The organism is Cellulomonas sp. GTC20042 (assembly GCF_055389595.1).
The window spans coordinates 2,605,366-2,623,031 of record NZ_AP043678.1 but is presented as its reverse complement, the minus strand read 5'-3'; the positions used below and the strand labels follow the sequence as shown (position 1 = coordinate 2,623,031).

General features: G+C 74.2%; 18 protein-coding genes and 1 tRNA gene. 8 read left to right on the top strand and 11 right to left on the bottom strand.

Translation table 11 applies throughout. From position 1 onward, the window contains the following. Positions 1-81 precede the first annotated feature (81 nt). The 4 genes from ACZ5HG_RS12210 to ACZ5HG_RS12195 all read right to left on the bottom strand — a co-directional run bounded on the left by ACZ5HG_RS12210 (position 82) and on the right by ACZ5HG_RS12195 (position 3,819). Positions 82-330, bottom strand: coding sequence for an acyl carrier protein (locus tag ACZ5HG_RS12210; RefSeq protein WP_464176607.1), 249 nt, complete (start codon positions 328-330; stop codon positions 82-84). A gap of 91 nt (positions 331-421) precedes the next feature. After that, the gene (locus ACZ5HG_RS12205) at positions 422-1,426 is read right to left on the bottom strand and encodes a beta-ketoacyl-ACP synthase III (RefSeq protein WP_464176604.1); all 1,005 of its coding nucleotides are present in this window, start codon (positions 1,424-1,426) and stop codon (positions 422-424) included. Next, positions 1,423-2,418 carry an ACP S-malonyltransferase gene (locus ACZ5HG_RS12200; protein WP_464176602.1) on the bottom strand — a complete coding sequence of 332 codons (996 nt, stop codon included), beginning with the start codon at positions 2,416-2,418 and terminating at the stop codon, positions 1,423-1,425. Before ACZ5HG_RS12200 ends, ACZ5HG_RS12205 begins: the two co-directional genes overlap by 4 nt. Before the next feature lie 105 nt (positions 2,419-2,523). Further along, positions 2,524-3,819, bottom strand: a complete 1,296-nt coding sequence (locus ACZ5HG_RS12195; protein WP_464176600.1) for a PucR family transcriptional regulator — start codon at positions 3,817-3,819, stop codon at positions 2,524-2,526. Positions 3,820-3,931: 112 nt separating this feature from the next. On the opposite strand from ACZ5HG_RS12195, the gene ACZ5HG_RS12190 reads away from it, so the two are divergent. Continuing rightward, the gene (locus ACZ5HG_RS12190) at positions 3,932-4,594 is read left to right on the top strand and encodes a hypothetical protein (RefSeq protein WP_464176598.1); all 663 of its coding nucleotides are present in this window, start codon (positions 3,932-3,934) and stop codon (positions 4,592-4,594) included. A gap of 258 nt (positions 4,595-4,852) precedes the next feature. Here ACZ5HG_RS12190 and aceE read toward each other — a convergent pair whose 3' ends face one another. After that, positions 4,853-7,594: a pyruvate dehydrogenase (acetyl-transferring), homodimeric type gene (gene aceE, locus ACZ5HG_RS12185; protein WP_464176596.1), complete on the bottom strand. Its 2,742-nt coding sequence runs from the start codon at positions 7,592-7,594 to the stop codon at positions 4,853-4,855. A 432-nt stretch (positions 7,595-8,026) separates the two neighbouring features. On the opposite strand from aceE, the gene ACZ5HG_RS12180 reads away from it, so the two are divergent. The 4 genes from ACZ5HG_RS12180 (at position 8,027) to ACZ5HG_RS12165 (ending at position 10,235) form a co-directional block, all read left to right on the top strand. Then, complete coding sequence (locus ACZ5HG_RS12180) at positions 8,027-8,446, top strand: DUF3052 domain-containing protein (RefSeq protein WP_464176594.1); 420 nt, start codon at positions 8,027-8,029, stop codon at positions 8,444-8,446. A gap of 28 nt (positions 8,447-8,474) precedes the next feature. Continuing rightward, complete coding sequence (locus ACZ5HG_RS12175; protein WP_464176592.1) at positions 8,475-8,957, top strand: peroxiredoxin; 483 nt, start codon at positions 8,475-8,477, stop codon at positions 8,955-8,957. Positions 8,958-9,018: 61 nt separating this feature from the next. Beyond that, a complete protein-coding gene (locus tag ACZ5HG_RS12170; protein WP_464176590.1) occupies positions 9,019-9,651 on the top strand; it encodes a ClpP family protease in 633 nt (210 codons plus the stop codon). After that, positions 9,648-10,235, top strand: a complete 588-nt coding sequence (locus ACZ5HG_RS12165; RefSeq protein WP_464176588.1) for a ClpP family protease — start codon at positions 9,648-9,650, stop codon at positions 10,233-10,235. The genes ACZ5HG_RS12170 and ACZ5HG_RS12165 overlap by 4 nt, the downstream gene beginning before the upstream one ends. Positions 10,236-10,310: 75 nt before the next feature. Here ACZ5HG_RS12165 and ACZ5HG_RS12160 read toward each other — a convergent pair whose 3' ends face one another. Both ACZ5HG_RS12160 and ACZ5HG_RS12155 read right to left on the bottom strand, forming a co-directional pair. Next, complete coding sequence (locus ACZ5HG_RS12160) at positions 10,311-10,637, bottom strand: helix-turn-helix domain-containing protein (protein ID WP_464176586.1); 327 nt, start codon at positions 10,635-10,637, stop codon at positions 10,311-10,313. A gap of 100 nt (positions 10,638-10,737) precedes the next feature. Next, entirely contained in the window at positions 10,738-11,664 is a 927-nt protein-coding gene (locus tag ACZ5HG_RS12155) for an oxidoreductase (RefSeq protein WP_464176584.1), read from the bottom strand. Between the two features lie 24 nt (positions 11,665-11,688). On the opposite strand from ACZ5HG_RS12155, the gene ACZ5HG_RS12150 reads away from it, so the two are divergent. Continuing rightward, positions 11,689-12,573 (top strand): MurR/RpiR family transcriptional regulator, encoded by an 885-nt coding sequence (locus tag ACZ5HG_RS12150; protein ID WP_464176582.1) that lies wholly within the window; start codon positions 11,689-11,691, stop codon positions 12,571-12,573. 41 nt (positions 12,574-12,614) lie between these two features. On the opposite strand, the gene ACZ5HG_RS12145 is transcribed toward ACZ5HG_RS12150, so the two are convergent. After that, a tRNA-Val gene (locus ACZ5HG_RS12145) sits at positions 12,615-12,688 on the bottom strand. Positions 12,689-12,763: 75 nt separating this feature from the next. Between ACZ5HG_RS12145 and ACZ5HG_RS12140 the strand changes: the two genes are divergently transcribed. Together ACZ5HG_RS12140 and ACZ5HG_RS12135 are read left to right on the top strand one after the other, a co-directional pair. Next, a complete protein-coding gene (locus ACZ5HG_RS12140; RefSeq protein ID WP_464176580.1) occupies positions 12,764-13,258 on the top strand; it encodes an N-acetyltransferase family protein in 495 nt (164 codons plus the stop codon). 86 nt (positions 13,259-13,344) lie between these two features. Further along, positions 13,345-14,550, top strand: a complete 1,206-nt coding sequence (locus ACZ5HG_RS12135) for an MFS transporter (protein WP_464176578.1) — start codon at positions 13,345-13,347, stop codon at positions 14,548-14,550. A 76-nt stretch (positions 14,551-14,626) separates the two neighbouring features. On the opposite strand, the gene ACZ5HG_RS12130 is transcribed toward ACZ5HG_RS12135, so the two are convergent. From ACZ5HG_RS12130 to ACZ5HG_RS12120, 3 genes are all read right to left on the bottom strand, one after another. Then, a complete protein-coding gene (locus ACZ5HG_RS12130) occupies positions 14,627-16,297 on the bottom strand; it encodes a CotH kinase family protein (protein ID WP_464176576.1) in 1,671 nt (556 codons plus the stop codon). A gap of 97 nt (positions 16,298-16,394) precedes the next feature. Further along, entirely contained in the window at positions 16,395-16,850 is a 456-nt protein-coding gene (locus tag ACZ5HG_RS12125; protein ID WP_464182151.1) for an ASCH domain-containing protein, read from the bottom strand. 70 nt (positions 16,851-16,920) lie between these two features. Beyond that, on the bottom strand, positions 16,921-17,616 hold the full coding sequence (locus ACZ5HG_RS12120; protein ID WP_464176573.1) for an SOS response-associated peptidase: 696 nt from the start codon (positions 17,614-17,616) through the stop codon (positions 16,921-16,923). Between the last annotated feature and the right edge of the window lie 50 nt (positions 17,617-17,666).

Genomic DNA, 17,666 nt, shown 5'->3' with positions numbered 1-17,666 from the left:
GCCTGGGGCCGTGCGGACGCAGGACGGGGCTGCGCCGTGCCGATCGAGCGCACGGCACAGCCCCGGTCCGACGGGGGCAGGTCAGGCCTGCGCGCCCTCGATGAACTTCACCGCGTCGCCGACGGTCGCGAGGTTCTTGACCTCGTCGTCCGGGATGCGGACCTCGAACTTCTCCTCGGCCAGGGTGACGATCGTCATCATCGACAGCGAGTCGATGTCCAGGTCGTCGGTGAAGGACTTCTCGGGCAGGACGGAGTCGGTCGGCAGACCGGTCTCCTCGCTGACGATCTCGGCCAGCCCGGCCAGGATCTCCTGCTCGCTGTAGGCCATCGGTGTCTCCTCGGTTGGTGTCTGCGCCGGCCCCGGAGGGGGCCCGACGACGATCTTCGGTCGGTGAACGGTACTGCGGGTCGGTGCCCGGTCAGGGCAGCACGACCACCTGTGCGGCGTAGACGAGCCCGGCGCCGAACCCGATCTGCAGGGCGATGGCGCCGGAGGACACCTGGCCCTCGCGGATCAGGCGCTCGGTCGCCAGCGGGATCGAAGCGGCGGAGGTGTTGCCGGTGTCGGCGATGTCCCGGCCCACGACCACGGACTCGGGCAGCTTGAGCTGCTTGATCATCTGGTCGATGATCCGCATGTTCGCCTGGTGCGGGATGAACGCGTCGATCTGGTCGGCGGTCACGCCCGCGGCGTCCATGGCCTTCTGCGCGACCGGGGCCATCTGCCAGACCGCCCACTTGAAGACGCTCGGGCCCTCCTGGCGCAGCGTCGGCCAGCCGGCGCCGTTGTCCCGGACGTCCAGCCAGGAGTGCGTCTGACGGATCGCCTGCGACTGGCCGCCGTCCGAGCCCCACACGGTCGGGCCGATGCCGGGGGTGTCCGAGGGGCCGATCACCACGGCGCCCGCGCCGTCGCCCAGCAGGAAGGAGATCGAGCGGTCCGTCGGGTCGACGAAGTCGCTCATCTTCTCCGCACCGATCACCAGCACGTTGCGGGCGGTGCCGGCGCGCACCAGGGCGTCCGCCTGGCCGATGCCGTAGCAGTAGCCCGCGCACGCTGCCGAGATGTCGAAGGCCGCCGCCGGGGTCGCGCCCAGCCGGTCGGCCAGGATCGCCGCGCCCGAGGGGGTCTGGTGGAAGTACGTGACCGTGGACAGGATCACCGCGTCGATGTCCGCACCGGTCAGCCCGGCGTTCGCGATGGCCTCCCGGCCGGCGCGCTCCGCGAGGTCCAGCACGTCGGTCCCGGCGCCGGCACGGGCACGGGTCACGATGCCGGTCCGCTGGCGGATCCACTCGTCGGAGGAGTCGATCGGGCCGACCAGGTCGTCGTTCGGGACCAGGTTCTCGCCGCGCGCGGCGCCCAGGCCGAGGATCCGCGTGTGGGCGGGGCCGGTGGCCTGGGTCAGGGTGGGACGGCTCACTGCTCGTGCTCCTGCTGCTCGGCGATCGGGAAGGTCCGGGCGTCGGCCGTCCGCGCGTGACGCGCGACCAGGTCGGCGGCGGCGGGCAGATCGGCCGGCGACTGGATCGCGACCGTCTCCACCCCGGGCAGGCTACGCCGGGCCAGACCCTTGAGCACACCACCGGGGGCGAGCTCGAGCAGGGCGGTGACGCCCAGGTCGGCCATCGTCGCCTGGCACAGGTCCCAGCGGACCGGGGCGGCGATCTGCGCGACCAGGCGGGCCACGACCTCGGCCCCGGTGGCGTCCGGGCCGTACGGGGCGCCGTCGGCGTTGGACAGCAGCGTGGTGCGCGGGGCGGCGCTCGGCCGACCGGCGGCGACGGCGCCGAAGCTCTCCAGGGCGCTCTGCATGAACGGCGTGTGGAAGGCGCCGGCGACCTGCAACGGCACCACGCGGGCGCGGGCCGGCGGCGCGGCGGCGAAGGCGGCGATGGCGTCCAGCGCACCGGCGGCGACGATCTGCCCACCCCCGTTGACGTTCGCGGGCCACAGGCCGGCCGCCTCGATCGCGGCGGTGACCTCGGCGGGGTCGCCCCCGAGCACTGCGGTCATGCCGGTCGGCTGCGCGGCGGCGGCCTCGGCCATGAACCGGGCGCGCTGGGCCACCAGGCCGACCGCACCGGCGTCGTCGAACACCCCCGCGACCGCGGCGGCGGCGAACTCGCCCACCGAGTGACCGGCGGTGACGTCCGCCAGCGGCAGGCCGTCCGCGTCGCCGATCAGGTCCAGCAGCGCGCGCAGCGCCAGCAGGGAGGTCGACACGATCAGCGGCTGGGCCACCGCGGTGTCACGGATCGTGTCCGCGTCCGAGGTGGTGCCGTGGGCGGTCAGGTCGACGCCGGAGGCCTCCGAGAAGGCCGCCAGGCGGTCGGTGGATCCGGGCAGCTCGAGCCAGGGGGCGAGCATGCCGGGGGTCTGGGCGCCCTGTCCGGGGCAGACGATCGCGAGCACCCGACCACTCTGCCCGTCGGCGCCCCTCCTGCCCCCTCACGACCCCCACCAACCTCGCCGAGGCGTCTTGTACCCCTCCCACAACTGCGCGGGCGGCGCGCGGGGTCAGGCGGGGTGGTCGAGGCGGCCGACGGCGAGGGCCTGCTGGAGGACGTAGGCCTCGCGCGGGTCCAGCGGGTCCCACCCGGTGACCTCGGACACCCGGCGCAGGCGGTAGCGCACAGTGTTCGGGTGCACGTAGAGCGTGCGGGCGGCGGCCTCCAGCGAGCGCCCCGCCGCCAGGTAGGCGGTCAGCGTCTCCAGCAGCGACCCGGTGCTGGCCAGCAGCGGCACGTACGCCTGCGAGACCAGCGCCTCGCGCGCCGTGGCGTCGCCGACCAGCACGCGCTCGGGCAGCAGGTCCTGGGCGAGCACCGGGCGCGGCGCCTGCGGCCAGGCGGCGACCGCGGCCAGCCCGGCCAAGGCCGCGCGGGCGGAACGGGCGGCGTCGGCCAGGTCCTCGCCGGACGGCCCGATCACCACCGGCCCGGGGCCGAAACGCGGCAGCAGGGACTCGGCGGCCTCGCGCAGGTCGCCGTGACCGCCGAGGAACACCACCAGCCGGTCGCCCTGGATCCCCACCAGCGCGTCGTCGGCGGCCCGGCGCGTCGCCCGGCGCAGGTCCGCGGTCCGCACGTCGTCCAGCGAGGAGGTGGTGGTGCCGACCACGACCAGCGTCGACCCGCGACCGCTCCAGCCGAGGGCCGCGACCCGCGAGCGCAGCGAGTCGTCCACGTCGCCGCGCAGCAGCGCGTCCACGACCAGCGCCTCCAGCCGGGCGTCCCAGGCGCCGCGCATCTCGGCGGCACGGGCGTAGACCTCGGCCGCGGAGAACGCCACCTCGCGGGAGTAGCGCAGCACCGCCTCCAGCAGGTCGCGCTCGGCGCCCGGGGCCGCCAGGCGGTCGGAGTGCGCCTCGACGACGTCCACCACCACGCGCACCAGCTGCAACGTGTGCTGCAAGGAGATCGACCGGGTCAGCTCCGGGGGAGCGGTGGCGAAGATCTCCCCGACGCCGTGCGGCGGCTTGGACGGATCCGCGAACCAGGTGACGAAGGCCGAGATGCCGGCCTGCGCGACCAGCCCCACCCAGGAGCGGTCGTCGGCGGGCAGCGCGCGGTACCAGTCGAGGTCCTCGTCCAGCCGGCGCATCGCGGCTGCCGCGAGCATCCCCGAGCCCTCGCGGACGCGGCGCAGGGTGTCGCCGTTGAACGCGTCGGGGGCGGTGGCGATCCGTCCGGCCCGGGTGCGGGTGCGGGCCGGCGAGGTGGCCGGCGGTGCGGGGGCGAGGGCCTCGGCGCGCACGGCGGAGGCGGCGGACCCGGCGGAGGGGGACGCCGGGGTGCGGGGGGCCTGAGGCATGACCCGAGCATAGGTCCCTGTTGTGGACAGTCCACAAAGGATCGTCGGCGCGGAAGCGATCCGGACGCCGTTCGACCGGGTGCGGCCGTGCGGCAGCGGATAGTGTCGCGTCATGGCTCTGCTGTTCCGGCTGCGACGACTCCTGGGCCGTCCTGCGCCCGCGTCCCGCGTGGGGGCCCGGCGGCCCGGCGCCACGACCCGGCACGGAGACGTCCCTCAGGAGGACGCCCTGCGGTCCCGCCTCGGCGACGACCCGAACGACGTGCGGGCGTTCGCCGCCCTGGCCGAGCTGGTGCGCCGGCACGCGGTCACCGGCTCCGACGAGGACCCGCTCACCGCCGAGGTGGACGACGCCGAGAAGCAGCGCAGCGCCGACCTGGCCGTCTGGGCCCTCGGCGAGGAGCTGGCCGGCAACCCGCGCGCCTGGTACCCGCTGGTCGAGGTCGCCCGGCTCTCCGTGCGCGACGACCTGGAGGGCACCGTCCGCCGGCTCACGACCGCAGCAGAGCGCGACCCCTCCGGGCAGGCGCTGCTCGCCGGCCTGCGGCTGCTGCGCGAGGCGGGGCAGCCCGTCGAGGCGCTCGCCCTGGGCACGGGGCACTGGCACCCGCGCGAGCACGACCCCGAGGTGGCCCGCGAGCTCGTGCTCGCCGCCGTCGAGGCCGACCGGCCGCTGGACGCCAAGCAGCACCTGGCGTCGCTGGACCTGTACCCGCACCAGGAGCGGGTCGCGGAGATGCGCCGCGAGCTCGACCGCCTCGTCCCGCACGCCTGAGCCCCCGCACGCTGCGCTGCGCTTCCCGCGCGCGCGTCCCCGCGTCCTCGCGCGCGTCCCTGCGCCCTCGCGCGCGTCCCTGCGCCCTCGCGCGCTCCCGCTCGTCCGTAGCCCTCGCCGAGTTGTCATCTTTCGTCGCTTCACGGGCTGCGGAAGCGACAAGAGGTGACAACTCGGCGCAGATCCGCCCACGCGCAGACGCACGCAGGGCCCGGACCAGTGCGGTCCGGGCCCTGCGTGTCTGTCAGGTCGTGCGGATCAGGCGTCGCCGCCGGCGTTGCCGGAGGTGCCGGCGGTCACGTCGTGCAGGCGGTACCGCTCGATGGCCTGCGCGGGCGCGTCCGGAGCGACCTTGCCCTCGCGGGCGAGCTGCTGGAGGACGCGGACCACGGTCGACGGCCCGTCGATCTTGAAGTGCCGGCGGGCGGCGGCGCGGGTGTCGGAGAACCCGAACCCGTCGGCGCCGAGCGTGGCGTAGCGGCCCGGGACCCACTGACGGACCTGGTCGGCGACCAGGTGGTCGTAGTCCGTGGTCGCGACGAACGGGCCCTCGGCGCCGGACAGCTTGGCGGTGAGGTACGGGACCCGCTCCTCCTCGCCCGGGTGCAGGAAGGCGTGCTCCTCGGCGGCGAGCGCGTCACGACGCAGCTCGTTCCACGAGGTCACCGACCACACCGCGGCGCTGACGCCCCAGTCGCGGGCCAACAGGTCGCGGGCCTCGAGGGCCCACGGCACGGCCACGCCGGACGCCATGATCTGCGCCTTCGGGCCCTCGCCCTCGGCGGCGGCCACCTGGTGGATGCCCTTGAGGATGCCCTCGACGTCCACGTCCTCCGGCTCGGCCGGCTGCACGATCGGCTCGTTGTAGACCGTGAGGTAGTACAGGACGTCGGGGTCGCGCCCGTCCTCGCCGTACATGCGCTGGAGGCCGTCGCGCACGATGTGCCGGATCTCGTACCCGTAGGCCGGGTCGTAGTGCACGACGTGCGGCATGGTGCCGGCGATCAGCGGGGAGTGGCCGTCGGCGTGCTGCAGGCCCTCACCGGTCAGCGTGGTCCGGCCGGCGGTGGCGCCGATCAGGAACCCGCGGGCCATCTGGTCGCCCGCCGCCCAGAACTGGTCGGCGGTCCGCTGGAACCCGAACATCGAGTAGTAGAAGTAGAACGGGATCAGCGGCTCGCCGTGGGTGGCGTAGGACGTGCCGACCGACTGGAACGCGGCGGCGGAACCGGCCTCGTTGATGCCGGTGTGCATGATCTGGCCGGACTCGGACTCCTTGTAGGAGAGCATGAGGTCGCGGTCCACGGCCAGGTAGTTCTGACCGTTCGTGTTGAAGATCTTGGCGCTCGGGAAGATCGAGTCCAGACCGAAGGTGCGAGCCTCGTCCGGGATGATCGGCACCAGGCGCTTGCCCAGCTCCTTGTCCTTGACCAGGTCCTTGAACAGGCGCACCAGCGCCATCGTCGTGGCGACCTCCTGGTGGCCGGAGCCCTTCTTCAGCAGCTCGTAGGCCTTCTCGCCGGGCAGCGTGACCGGCTTGTGCGTGGAGCGGCGCTCCGGCACGTAGCCGCCGAGGGCCCGACGGCGCTCCTGGAGGTACTGGATCGCCGGGTCGTCCTGACCGGGGTGGTAGTACGGCGGGACGTAGGGGTTCTCGTCGATCTGCTCGTCCGTGACCGGGATGTGCAGCGAGTCGCGCAGCGTCTTGAGCTCGTCGGCCTTGAGCTTCTTCATCTGGTGCGTGGCGTTGCGGCCGGCGAAGCCGGAGCCCAGCCCGTAGCCCTTGATGGTGTGCGCCAGGATGACGGTCGGCTGGCCGGTGTGCTCGCGCGCGGCCTTGTAGGCGGCGTAGATCTTCCGGTAGTCGTGGCCGCCGCGCTTGAGTGCCCAGATCTCGTCGTCGGTCATCCGCTCGACGAGCTGCTTGGTGCGCGGGTCGCGCCCGAAGAAGTTCTCCCGGATGAACGCGCCGTCCTCGGCGCGGTACGTCTGGAAGTCGCCGTCCGGGGTGGTGTTCATCAGGTGGACCAGTGCGCGGTCCTTGTCGGCGTTGAGCAGGGCGTCCCACTCGCGGCCCCACACGACCTTGATGACGTTCCAGCCGGCGCCGCGGAACTGCGCCTCGAGCTCCTGGATGATCTTGCCGTTGCCACGCACCGGGCCGTCGAGGCGCTGCAGGTTGCAGTTGACCACGAAGGTCAGGTTGTCCAGGCCCTGCTGGGCGGCGTGCTGGAGCATGCCGCGCGACTCGGGCTCGTCCATCTCGCCGTCGCCGAGGAACGCCCAGACGTCCTGCTGGCTGGTGTCCTTGATGCCGCGCAGGTCGAGGTACTTGTTGGTCCACGCCTGGTAGATCGCGGACGCCGGGCCGAGGCCCATCGACACCGTGGGGAACTCCCACAGGTCGGGCGCGAGGCGCGGGTGCGGGTAGGACGGCAGGCCGCCGCCCGGGTGCGACATCTCCTGGCGGAAGCCGTCGAGCTGGTGCTCGGTCAGCCGGCCCTCGAGGAACGCGCGGGCGTAGACGCCGGGGGAGGCGTGGCCCTGGAAGTAGACCTGGTCGCCGCCGCCGGGGTGGTCCTTGCCGCGGAAGAAGTGGTTGAGGCCCACCTCGTACAGCGTCGCCACGGAGGCGTACGAGGAGATGTGGCCGCCGACCCCGATCCCGGGGCGCTGCGCGCGGGTCACCATGACCGCGGCGTTCCACCGGTTCCACGAGCGGTAGCGGCGCTCGAGCACCTCGTCGCCGGGGAAGTAGGGCTCCTCGTGCACGCCGATCGTGTTCACGTACGGGGTGTTGAGCTCGGCCGGCACCGCGACGTTCCGCTCCCGGGCACGCTTCAGCATGCTCAGCAGGACGTAGCGGGCCCGGGGGCCGCCCTTGTCGTCGATGAGACCGTCGATGGACTCGACCCACTCGGAGGTCTCGTCCGGGTCGACGTCCGGTACCTGGCTCAGCAGGCCGTTGATGAGCGGCCCGCGCTCGTCCTTGGAAGCCACCAGTGCTCCTCGCCTCTCCACGCTCGTCGCGTCACGGGCCGGTCGGCCCCGGTGCGCATCTCGGCCCCGAGCGGTGCACGCCAGGTGGGCGTGCGTCCGAGCGGGGTAGGACCATTGTCCGGCCTCCCGACCCCGAAAGTCTCCTGGTCGGGGGTCCGGAGTGCGTGACGTCGGTGACATCGGCGTGATTTCGGCGTGGTCCTCGTCACGTCCGCGCACGTCGGAGGGGGTGCGCGGGGTCGCGCACGGGTATCGCGGGCGGATCGGCGGGGTCGCGGGTCGTCGCGGCGGCGGGCGGATCGGCGGTGATCACGGCGACGCGCCGGACGCGCCACGCCCTTGCCACGCGCGCGAGGGGTGAGGTGGGCTACCGTTCGGTGATCATCAGCAGGTCGTCGTCGAGGCGGCCGCGACGGAAGGAACAGGTCGGACGTGGCTTCCAGCACGGGCGACGCCCCCCAGGGGGCGGGCCGTCTCGGGTTCACCTCGGGGCAGGTGGTCCAGGAGTTCGGGTACGACGACGACGTCGACGAGTCCCTGCGCTCCGGACTGGAGGAGCTGACCGGCACCGAGCTGGTCGACGAGGACTACGACGACGTGGTGGACGGTGTCGTGATCTGGCACCGCGACGACGACGGCGACCTCACCGACACGCTGGTCGACGCGCTGACCGTGCTGGACGACGGCGGGCTGATCTGGGTCTTCACCCCGAAGCCGGGTCGTGACGGCCACGTCGGCCACGACGACATCCAGGAGGCCGCCACCACGGCAGGCCTGCACGCCACCAGCACCTTCTCGATCGCGGGGGACTGGTCGGCGACCCGCATGGGCTCGCGCGGCCGCGGTCGCTGAGCCCGGCGCGCACGATCGGTCGGACGGCGTGACCGGGGGGATCCGGGCTCCGGGGCTGCCGGACGTCGGCACGCCCGCGCCCGGGTTCACGCTGACCGACACGCACGGGGCGACCGTCACCCTCGACGGGCTGCTGCGGGGTGGCCCGGTGCTGCTCGTGTTCGTGCCGTTCGCGTTCTCGCGCACCTGCACCGGCGAGCTCGGCGAGCTGACCGCCGGGCTGCCGGAGCTGACGGCGGCCGGGGTGCGCCCGGTGGCGATCTCCTGCGACCCGATGTTCGCGCTGCGGGCGTGGGCCGAGCAGGACGGCTACCCCGTCGACCTGCTGTCGGACTTCTGGCCGCACGGTGCCGCCGCGCGGGAGTACGGGGTGCTGGACGAGGAGGCCGGGTACGCGCTGCGCGGCAGCGTGCTCGTCGGTGCCGACGGCGTCGTGCGGTGGACGCTGCTGCACCGGGACGGCCGGGCGCGGCCCTTCGACGCGTACCGCGCGGCGCTCGCGCTGCTCTGAGCAGCCCTGCCCTGGGCGGGGATCGCTGCCGCCACCGCTCCCGCGCGCCGACGCTGGGGCCATGACCGAGACCTCCGCACCGCCGCTCTTCGACCAGCGCGCCCGCCGCGCCCTCTACGACCGCCGGGTGATCGTCCTGGACGGCCCGCTCGACGACGACAACGGCACCCTGCTCGCCACGCAGGTCGTCGCGCTCGCCGCCGAGGACCCGACCGCCGACATCGCCCTGTGGATCCACTCGCCCGGCGGCTCCGTGCCGTCGATGCTGGCGATCCGCGACCTGATGCGCCTCGTCCCGTGCGACGTCGCCACCCTCGCGCTCGGGCTGGCGTGCAGCGCCGGGCAGTTCCTGCTGTCGGCCGGCACCCCCGGCAAACGGCGCGCCCTGCCGCACGCCCGGATCCTCATGCACCAGGGCTCCGCCGGGATCGGTGGCACCGCCGTCGAAATCGAGCTCCAGGCCGACGACCTGCGGCACACCCGCGACACCGTCCTCGGCCTGATCGCGCAGGACACCGGGCAGCCGATCGATCGGATCTTCGAGGACTCGCTGCACGACCACTGGTACTCCGCGGAGCAGGCGCGCGAGTACGGGTTCATCGACACGGTGGTCACCGGCTTCGACGAGATCGTGCCCGTCGGGCGGGCGCTCGCCGGCTTCGGTCTCGCCGGGATCGCAGGGGGTGCGCGATGAGCACGTACACGATCCCGACCGTCTTCACCCAGCACCCGCGCGGCGACCGGGTGACCGACGTCTACTCCCAGCTGCTCACCGAGCGGATCGTCTACCTCGGCACCGGCATCGACGCCGGGGTGGCGAACGCGCTGATCGCCCAGCTGATCCACCTGGAGTCGGCGGACCCCGACGGGGAGATCCAGCTCTACGTGAACTGCGAGGGCGGCGACCCCGGCGCGATGCTCGCCGTGTACGACACGATGCGATACATCCGGCCCGCCGTCGCCACCACCTGCGTCGGCCAGGCGATCGGCCCCGGCGCCGTGCTGCTCGCCGCCGGTGCCGCCGGACGCCGGGCCGCCCTGCCGCACGCGCGGATCGTGCTGCACCAGCCCGCCGCGCAGGGCCGTGGTGCGATCCCCGACCTGATCCTGCAGGCCGACGAGGTGGTGCGGGTGCGCTCCGACATGGAGGAGGTGCTGGCCCGGCACACCGGGCGCAGCGTCGAGGTGCTGCGGGCGGACACCGACCGGGACCGGGTGCTCACCGCGAGCGCCGCGCGGGAGTACGGGATCGTGGACCACGTGCTCGAGCACCGCTGAGCGCGGGGCGGGGCGGGCGGCGCGGGTGCGCGGATCGGGGCTCGCGAGGGTCAGGCCGTGCGAGGACGATCCGCGCTAGGCCGCGACCATGAGCGTGGCGCGTCCCGCCGTCCCGCGCGCCGCCTGCGCCCGCTCCCCGCGCAGCGTCGCCGCCACGTCCAGCGTCAGGTCCACCAGCGTGAGGTCGAGGGCCCCGGCCACCGCCGCGATCATCTCGCTCGACGGGTCCTTCACCCCGCGCTCCATCTCCGACAGGTACTGCGGGGAGATCCCGGCGCGGGCGGCCGTGTCGTCCAGCGTCTCGCCGCGCTCGTGCCGACGGCGGCGCAGGCGGTCGCCGAGGACGTCGCGCCACAGCGGCTCGCGGCGGGCGGTGGGGGCGGGGCGGGTGTCGGCGGCCATGGCTCACGGTAGGACGGGGCGGGGTGGGGCGGGTCGAGATCCGCTGAGAGCAGAGAGTCGCGTGCGGTCCGTACCTCGCCGCGGACCGCGCCCGGCGGGGTCAGCCGGGGCCGTCGCTGGCGGCGGCGAGCAGAGCGACGATCGTGTCGCTGATCGGCGTCGGGATGCCGTGGCTGCGACCGAACCTCGAGACGACGCCGTTGCGGATCTCCCACTCCAGGGGCCGGCCGGCCTCCCGGTCGGTGAGGATGGAGGTGCTCATGTCGGGCGGGAACGTGCGGAAGAGCGCGAGGATCTCGTCGGCGACGCTGTCGTCGAGCCGCGCGCCTTCGGACCGCGCGACGGTGATGCACTCGTGGAGATAGCCGAGCGCCAGCCCGGCGACGTCGGCCCGCGCGAACATGCCGGAGCGACGCCCCGTGAGGGCCATCAGGCCGGCGGCCGCGTTCTGCAGGAGCTTGCGCCATGCGACCGTCGTGAAGTCCGCGGTGAGATCGACGGCGCAACGCGTCCCGTCGAGCACCTCGGCGACGCGTGCGGACGCGGCCACGTCGGGGAGGGTCAGGCGCGGTACCCCGCGGAGCAGCACCGAGCCGTCCGGCTGCGGGTGAGCGGGGAACCAGATCACCGAGGGAACGGCTTCGACGCCCGCGGCCAGGAAGGGCTCGAGCAGGCGGGTCTGCTCGACGCCGTTCTGCAGGACGCACACGATCGTCTCGGGATGGCAGAGGGTCGCCAGCCAGGGGCCGGCGGCTTCGACCTGGGTGGCCTTGACGGCGAAGAAGACGATATCGGCGGGGTGCGTGTCGCCGCTCGGGTCGGTGCGCACGGGGCCGGGGACGCGCAGGCGCTCGTCGTCGACGCGCAGCTCGAGGTGCGTGCGAGGTGTGCGGCCGTAGAGGTGAGGAGTGCGCCCTGCCTCGTGGAGCGCTGCCGCCACGGCTGTGCCGATCGCGCCCGGTCCGACGATCGCGATCGCGGGTGGCGCCGGCACGCGAGGCTCTGGAGGGTTCGGTGGTGTGCTCACAGACCGCACGTTACGCTGTTACCCGTGGCGCGCGATATCGGTAACAGCGTTGTGAGCGAGAGCGACTCGCTCGGGCGCTGGCTGGGCGTGGTGCAGGCGAACAGCGCCGGCCTCGCGGCGAGCGAGGCGAAGGTGGTCGCGCTGCTGCTGTCCGATCCGTTGTTCGTCGGCATGAGCACCACGGCGCAGGTCAGCGCCCGTGCAGGGGTCTCCGCACCGACCGTGGTCCGCGCGGCACGGGCGATCGGGTACGCCGGCTTCGCGGAGCTCAAGCTCGAGATCGCACGCGCTCGCGGCACGGCAGACTTCTTCGCCCCGCCGGCGTCGCTGGACGGCGGCGCTGATGCCCGCGCGGTGGTGGAGTTCTCGGTGCAGACGGGCGTGGAGGCGCTCACCGCCCTCCGGGGTGCGATCGCCGCCGACCAGATCGACGCGGCGCTGGAGGCCGTGCGCTCCTGCTCGCAGCTGCTCGCGTACGGGGCGGGGCCGTCGGCGACGGTGGCCGCGGACGCGGTGTTCCGCCTGCGTGCGCTGGGCGTGCGGACGGCAGGCGTCGTCGACCACGAGTCCGCGATGATCGCCGCTCGCCTGCTGCGTCCCGGGGACGTGCTCCTGGCCGTCAGCTCGACGGGGCGCACGACCGCGACACTCGCTGTCGCAGATGCGGCGGCCGACGCCGGCGCCACGGTGATCGCGATCACGAATCATCACGGGACGCCGCTCACAGAGCTCGCCGACACCGCGCTCGTGGTCGGCGGGTCGCCCCTGTCGACCCAGATGGCCGCCGCAGGCAGCCGCCTCGCGCACCTGGCCGTGCTCGACGTCCTCGCCGCGGCGCTCGCGCTGCGCGAGCCGGAGCGGGTCCGACGCGCCGAGCGCGCGGGCATCGACCTGCCCGACCTGGCCTAGCCGGCCCGCTGGTGCCGCGGGTAGCGGCGTCCACCCGAGTGTGGGCCCGGCCGGTCTCGAACCGACGACCTCCGCGGTGTAAGCGCGGCGCTCTGACCAACTGAGCTACAGGCCCCTGTGACGGTGGGCCAGCCTACCGGTGCGGGGGTATCCGCTGGACCGCGTGCCCCGGCGCTGGCAGCGTGGCGGGATGCACCTGCGCGAGGCGACGGCGAGCGACCGTGACCTGCTGGTCGACCTGGTCGTGGCGGCGGTCGACTGGGACCACGATGCCGACGGCGCCGAGGCGTGGACCGCGGAGCGGGTGCTCGTGGACGATCACCTGGCCCGGTACGTCGAGGGCTGGCCACGGGCCGGGGACCTCGGGGTCGTGGCGGTGGACGACCACGGAACGACGCTCGGGGCGGCGTGGCTGCGGGTGCTGCCCGAGGACCGGCCGGGGTACGGGTTCGTGGCGGCGGACGTGCCGGAGCTGAGCATGGCGGTGCTGGACGGCGGGCGGGGGAGCGGCGCGGGGTCGGCGCTGCTGGACGGGGGCCTGCGGCTGGCGCGGGAGGCGGGCCACCGGGCGGTGAGCCTGAGCGTGGAGGACGGGAACGACCGGGCGCGCGGGATGTACGAGCGCCGGGGGTTCGTGCCGGTGGGGCGGGTCGGCGGATCGGACACGCTGCTGCTCACGTTCTGATCCCACGTCGGGCGGAGCCTGCGCCGGGCCGGACCGCACGGCGGACGCGACACGCCCGCGTCACACGCGATCCCTACGATGCGCCGGTGCCGACGTTCCCCGCCCTCGCCCGATCCGGTCGTCTGCCGTGGGCGGTGGTCGGCGGGATCCTGGTCGCCGCGCTGAGCCTGCGGGCGCCGATCGTGGCCCCGGCGCCGGTGCTGGGCGACATCCAGGCGGACCTGGGGATCTCGGCGACGGTCTCGGGGCTGCTGACCGGGCTGCCGGTGCTGTGCTTCGCGCTCGCGGCGCCGCTGGCGGTGCGAGTGATCCGACGGGCGGGACCGGACGCGGCGGTGCTGATCTGCCTGCTCGGGGTGCTGGCCGGCGTGGTGGTGCGGTCGATCGGGCCGGCGCCGGTGGTGATCGCGGGGACGCTGCTGATCGGGTCGGCGATCACGATCGGGAACATCGTGATCCCGGTGGTGATCCGACGGGACGTGCCCGCGCACCGGGTCGGGCTGGTGACCGGGGCGTACACGGCGGCGCTGAACATCGGGTCGATGGTGACGATGCTCGGCACGGCTCCGCTGGCGGCACAGGTCGGCTGGCGGTGGGCGCTCGCGGCGTGGGCGCTGGTCGCCGGGATCGGGGCGCTGTGCTGGGTGCCGCTGGCGCGGCGGGACGTGCCGGAGCGCGCCGAGGCACCCGCGGACGCCGGGGCGGGCGGCGGGGCGACGGCGCACCCCGCGCGACGGGTGACCGTGATCGGCTGGCTGCTGATGATCGCGTTCTGCGGGCAGGCGTTCGCCTACTACGCGGTGACGACCTGGCTGCCGACGCTGCTCGCGGACGAGCGCGGGCTGAGCGCGTCGGGATCGGGGTCGGTGGCCTCGCTGTTCCAGATCGCGGCGGTGGTCGGGGCGCTGGGCGTGCCGCTGCTGGCCGCGCGGACGCCGGGATGGGTGCCGGTGGCCGTGGTCGGCGCGCTGTGGTGCACGCTGCCGGTCGGGATGCTGCTGGCGCCCGGGGCGTACCCGGTGTGGGCGGTGGTCGGCGGGATCGCGCAGGGGGGAGGGTTCACGGCGATCTTCTCGATCGTGGCGCGGATCGCCCGGACCGACTCGGAGGCGGCGTCGCTGTCGGCCCGGGTGCAGACCGGCGGGTACCTCGCGGCGACGGCGGGCCCGCCGCTGGCCGGGGCGCTGCACACGGCCACCGACGGGTGGGTGGCGCCGATGCTGCTGGTGCTGGTCGCGACGGTGACGTTCGCGGTGGTGGGGGTGGTCGCGGCGCTGCGTGCCGCGCGGTAGGTGGGCGTACGCGACGCGGGCGGCGCACCCGCCGGTGGTCCGGCAAGCACGCCGCCCGCAGCGCGGGTCGCGGCGATCACGCGTCGGCGGTGGCCTCCGCGGTGGCGGTGCCCTCGGTGTCCTCGCGGCGCGACCCGCCGGCCGACGAGCCGCCCGCCGAGGACCCGCCCGCCGACGACCCGCCGGGTGCGGTGCCCGACGTCCCCGCGTCGCCGGTGAAGTACGCGGAGATCGCGTCGGCCTCGGACTGGATCGTGTCGGCGTCCAACAGGTCGCTCGCCCCGTCGGTCAGCACGGCGACCCAGGTGTCGAGGATCTCCTGCGCGCGTCCGCTGTCGACCAGGTCGGCCTGGAGGGTCTGCTCGGCGGTGTCGACCAGGGCGGAGAAGGTGTCGTCGGCGAGGAACCGGGTGACGAGCACGTTGTCGCCGCCCATGGACCCCATGCCGCCGCCCATCCCGCCGGCCGCCGCGTCGGAGGGCAGGTCTGCCGGGGCCTCGCCGTCGGGCAGGTCGGTGGGCAGATCGGTCGGCGCGTCGCCCGAGGGCGGCTCGGGGCGGTCCCCGGTCGCGCCGTCCGTCCCCGTCGAGCCCGTCCCGTCGGTCGCACCACCGGGCATCCCGCCGCCGCCCGGCCCCTGCCGCCCGGCACCGTCGTCGTCCGTCCCGCCGCCGAAGCCGCCGTCGCCGCCCGGCATCCCGCCACCTGCACCGCCGCCCCCGCCACCGAAGCCGCCGAAGGACAGGTTCTGGTCCCAGGAGACCACCGTCATCAGCCCGGTCTCGGTGTCGTACCGCAGGTAGGCGTTGTTGCCCGGCCCGTCGATGTCGTCGGTGTTGGCGACCAGGTCCTGCACGGCCAGGTAGGTGGCGAAGGAGTCGACGTCCAGGTAGTCGCCGAGCTCGGCGGCGAAGGTCGCGTCGTCGGACTCGTCGAGGAACTTCAGGAACGCGATCAGCGGGGTCAGGTCGTCCTCGCCGTCGCTGGAGGCCTTGACCTCGAAGGCGTCGGCGTAGTCGGCCGGGTCGTCGCCGCGGTAGGACCAGTCGCCGGTGGACAGCGCCTTGTAGAGGATCCCGTCGCCGTCGAAGTTCTCCGCGTCGAAGACCTTGCCGGGGTTCTGCACGACCAGCCGCAGCTGCTCGTCGGAGCCGTTGGCGCTGAACCGCACGGCGGTGGCCTGCTCGGACGCCAGCCCGGCCTCCTCGATCAGCTCGAGCGCGACGGCCTCGTTCAGCGAGGTCTCGGTGCTGTTGCCGCGCACCACCAGATCGGTCTGGCCCTCGTAGCTCTGGCCGTCGACGTACTTGTCCAGGCGGATCCGCCACGGCAGACCGGCCGGGTCGTCGGCAGAGGCGTCGCCGTCGGACTCGTCGCCGCCGTCGTCGCCGTCCTCGGTGGTGGCGGCGGTCAGCCCGCGCAGGGTCGAGTTGCCCTTGAGCTTGAGGCCGACGTCCTCGATCGTGGTGCCGTCGATGGTGACCGTGGCGGTGATCCAGTCCTTCTCGCCGGTCTCCAGGTAGGTGTCGATCATGGCGTCGTAGTCGTCCTGGTCGTACTCGACGGCGATCGAGTGGACCTCGGAGGAGTCGAACAGTCCGGTGCCGGTGGCGGAGTCCTCGTCGGTCGCGGAGGCGGCGGTGCAGCCGGCCAGCAGACCGAGGGCCGCGAGCGCCGCGACGGCGCCCCGCCACGGGCCGCGGCGGGGGGCGGCGGGATCGGGGGATCGGCGGGTGCGGAACCGCATGGGGCGTCCTCTCGTCGGGGTGCGGGCTGCTCCCCAGCGAACGCGACGCGCGTGGGCGCCGACCAGGTGGTCCCTGTGCGCCGGATGTGAGGACCGGTCAGTCCGCGTGCTCCGGCGGCCACACCACCGCGAACCGCTCCAGCACGATCGCGTCCTGCTCGTCCCAGGCCGCCCCGCGCGCGGCGCAGGTCCGCTCCCAGTAGATCCGGTGCTGCGCGCGCCAGGACGTCAGCGAGCGGTCGTCCTCGCCCTCGTCGAAGGCGAAGTCGGCATCGACCTCGCGGAAGGTCGCGATCCGCAGCTCGGTGGTGCGCAGCACGACGCGCGGGGCACCCCGGCCGTCGCAGGCGATCCAGTGCGCACCGATCCGCGGCAGCGCCTCTCCGCGGGCGGCGAACTCGGCGACCAGCTCGGCGGTGGCGCGCTTGTACCCGTGCAGCACCACGCCGAGCAGCGCGTCGGACAGCTGCGCGGAGTCGCCGAAGCGGTCGACCACGTGCTCGTCCCCGGCGACCACGGCCTCCGGGTGCGCGGCGACGTACCGCTGCCACATCTCCTCGGCGGCGGGGAGGTCGAGCGGGCCGGGCGGGGTGCGGTCGCTGGTCACGTGCCCATCGTGCCAGTCAGACCGGCTCGACCAGGTGCGGCCCGTCGTTCGCCACGTTGCCCACCGCCCGGGACACCTCGCGCGGCACCAGGTGCGGCTCCGGCACGTGCACCAGCATCGCGCCGACCTCGTCGGCGGCGGTGATCGACGGGTCGAGCCAGTCGTCCCAGCGATCGGCCGGCAGCAGCACCGGGCAGCGGTCGTGGATGTGCCCGAGGCTGTCGGTGGCGGGGCGGGTGATCACGGTGACCGACCACAGCCAGCGCAGCGGGTCGTCGGCGGCGCGGGACGGGTCGCGCCACAGCTCGTACAGCCCGGCGGCGGCCAGCGGCGCGTCGGCGTGCAGGAAGAACGGGGTCTTGGGGCCGTGCTCCTGCGGCTGCCACTCGTAGTAGCCGTCCATCGGCACCAGCGCGCGACGCCGGGCGGCGGCCTTGCGGAACGCGGGCTTCTCCAGCACGGTCTCCGAGCGCGCGTTGATCATCCGGGCACCGATCGACGTGTCCTTCGCCCAGGACGGCACCAGCCCCCAGCGGGCGGTGCGCAGCTGGCGCTCGGGGCGCTCGTCCTCGACGCGTTCCAGCACCACCGGCACGTCCTGGGTGGGGGCGACGTTCCACGAGGGTCCGGGGTGCTCGCCGAGGATCCGGTCCACGATCAGGTCGCGCTCCAGGGCGTCGGCGGCGCGGGTCTGCGCGTAGCGGCCACACATGCGCCCAGTGTCGGGGCGCGGGGCGGTCGCGGCCAGCGGGCACGTGAGCC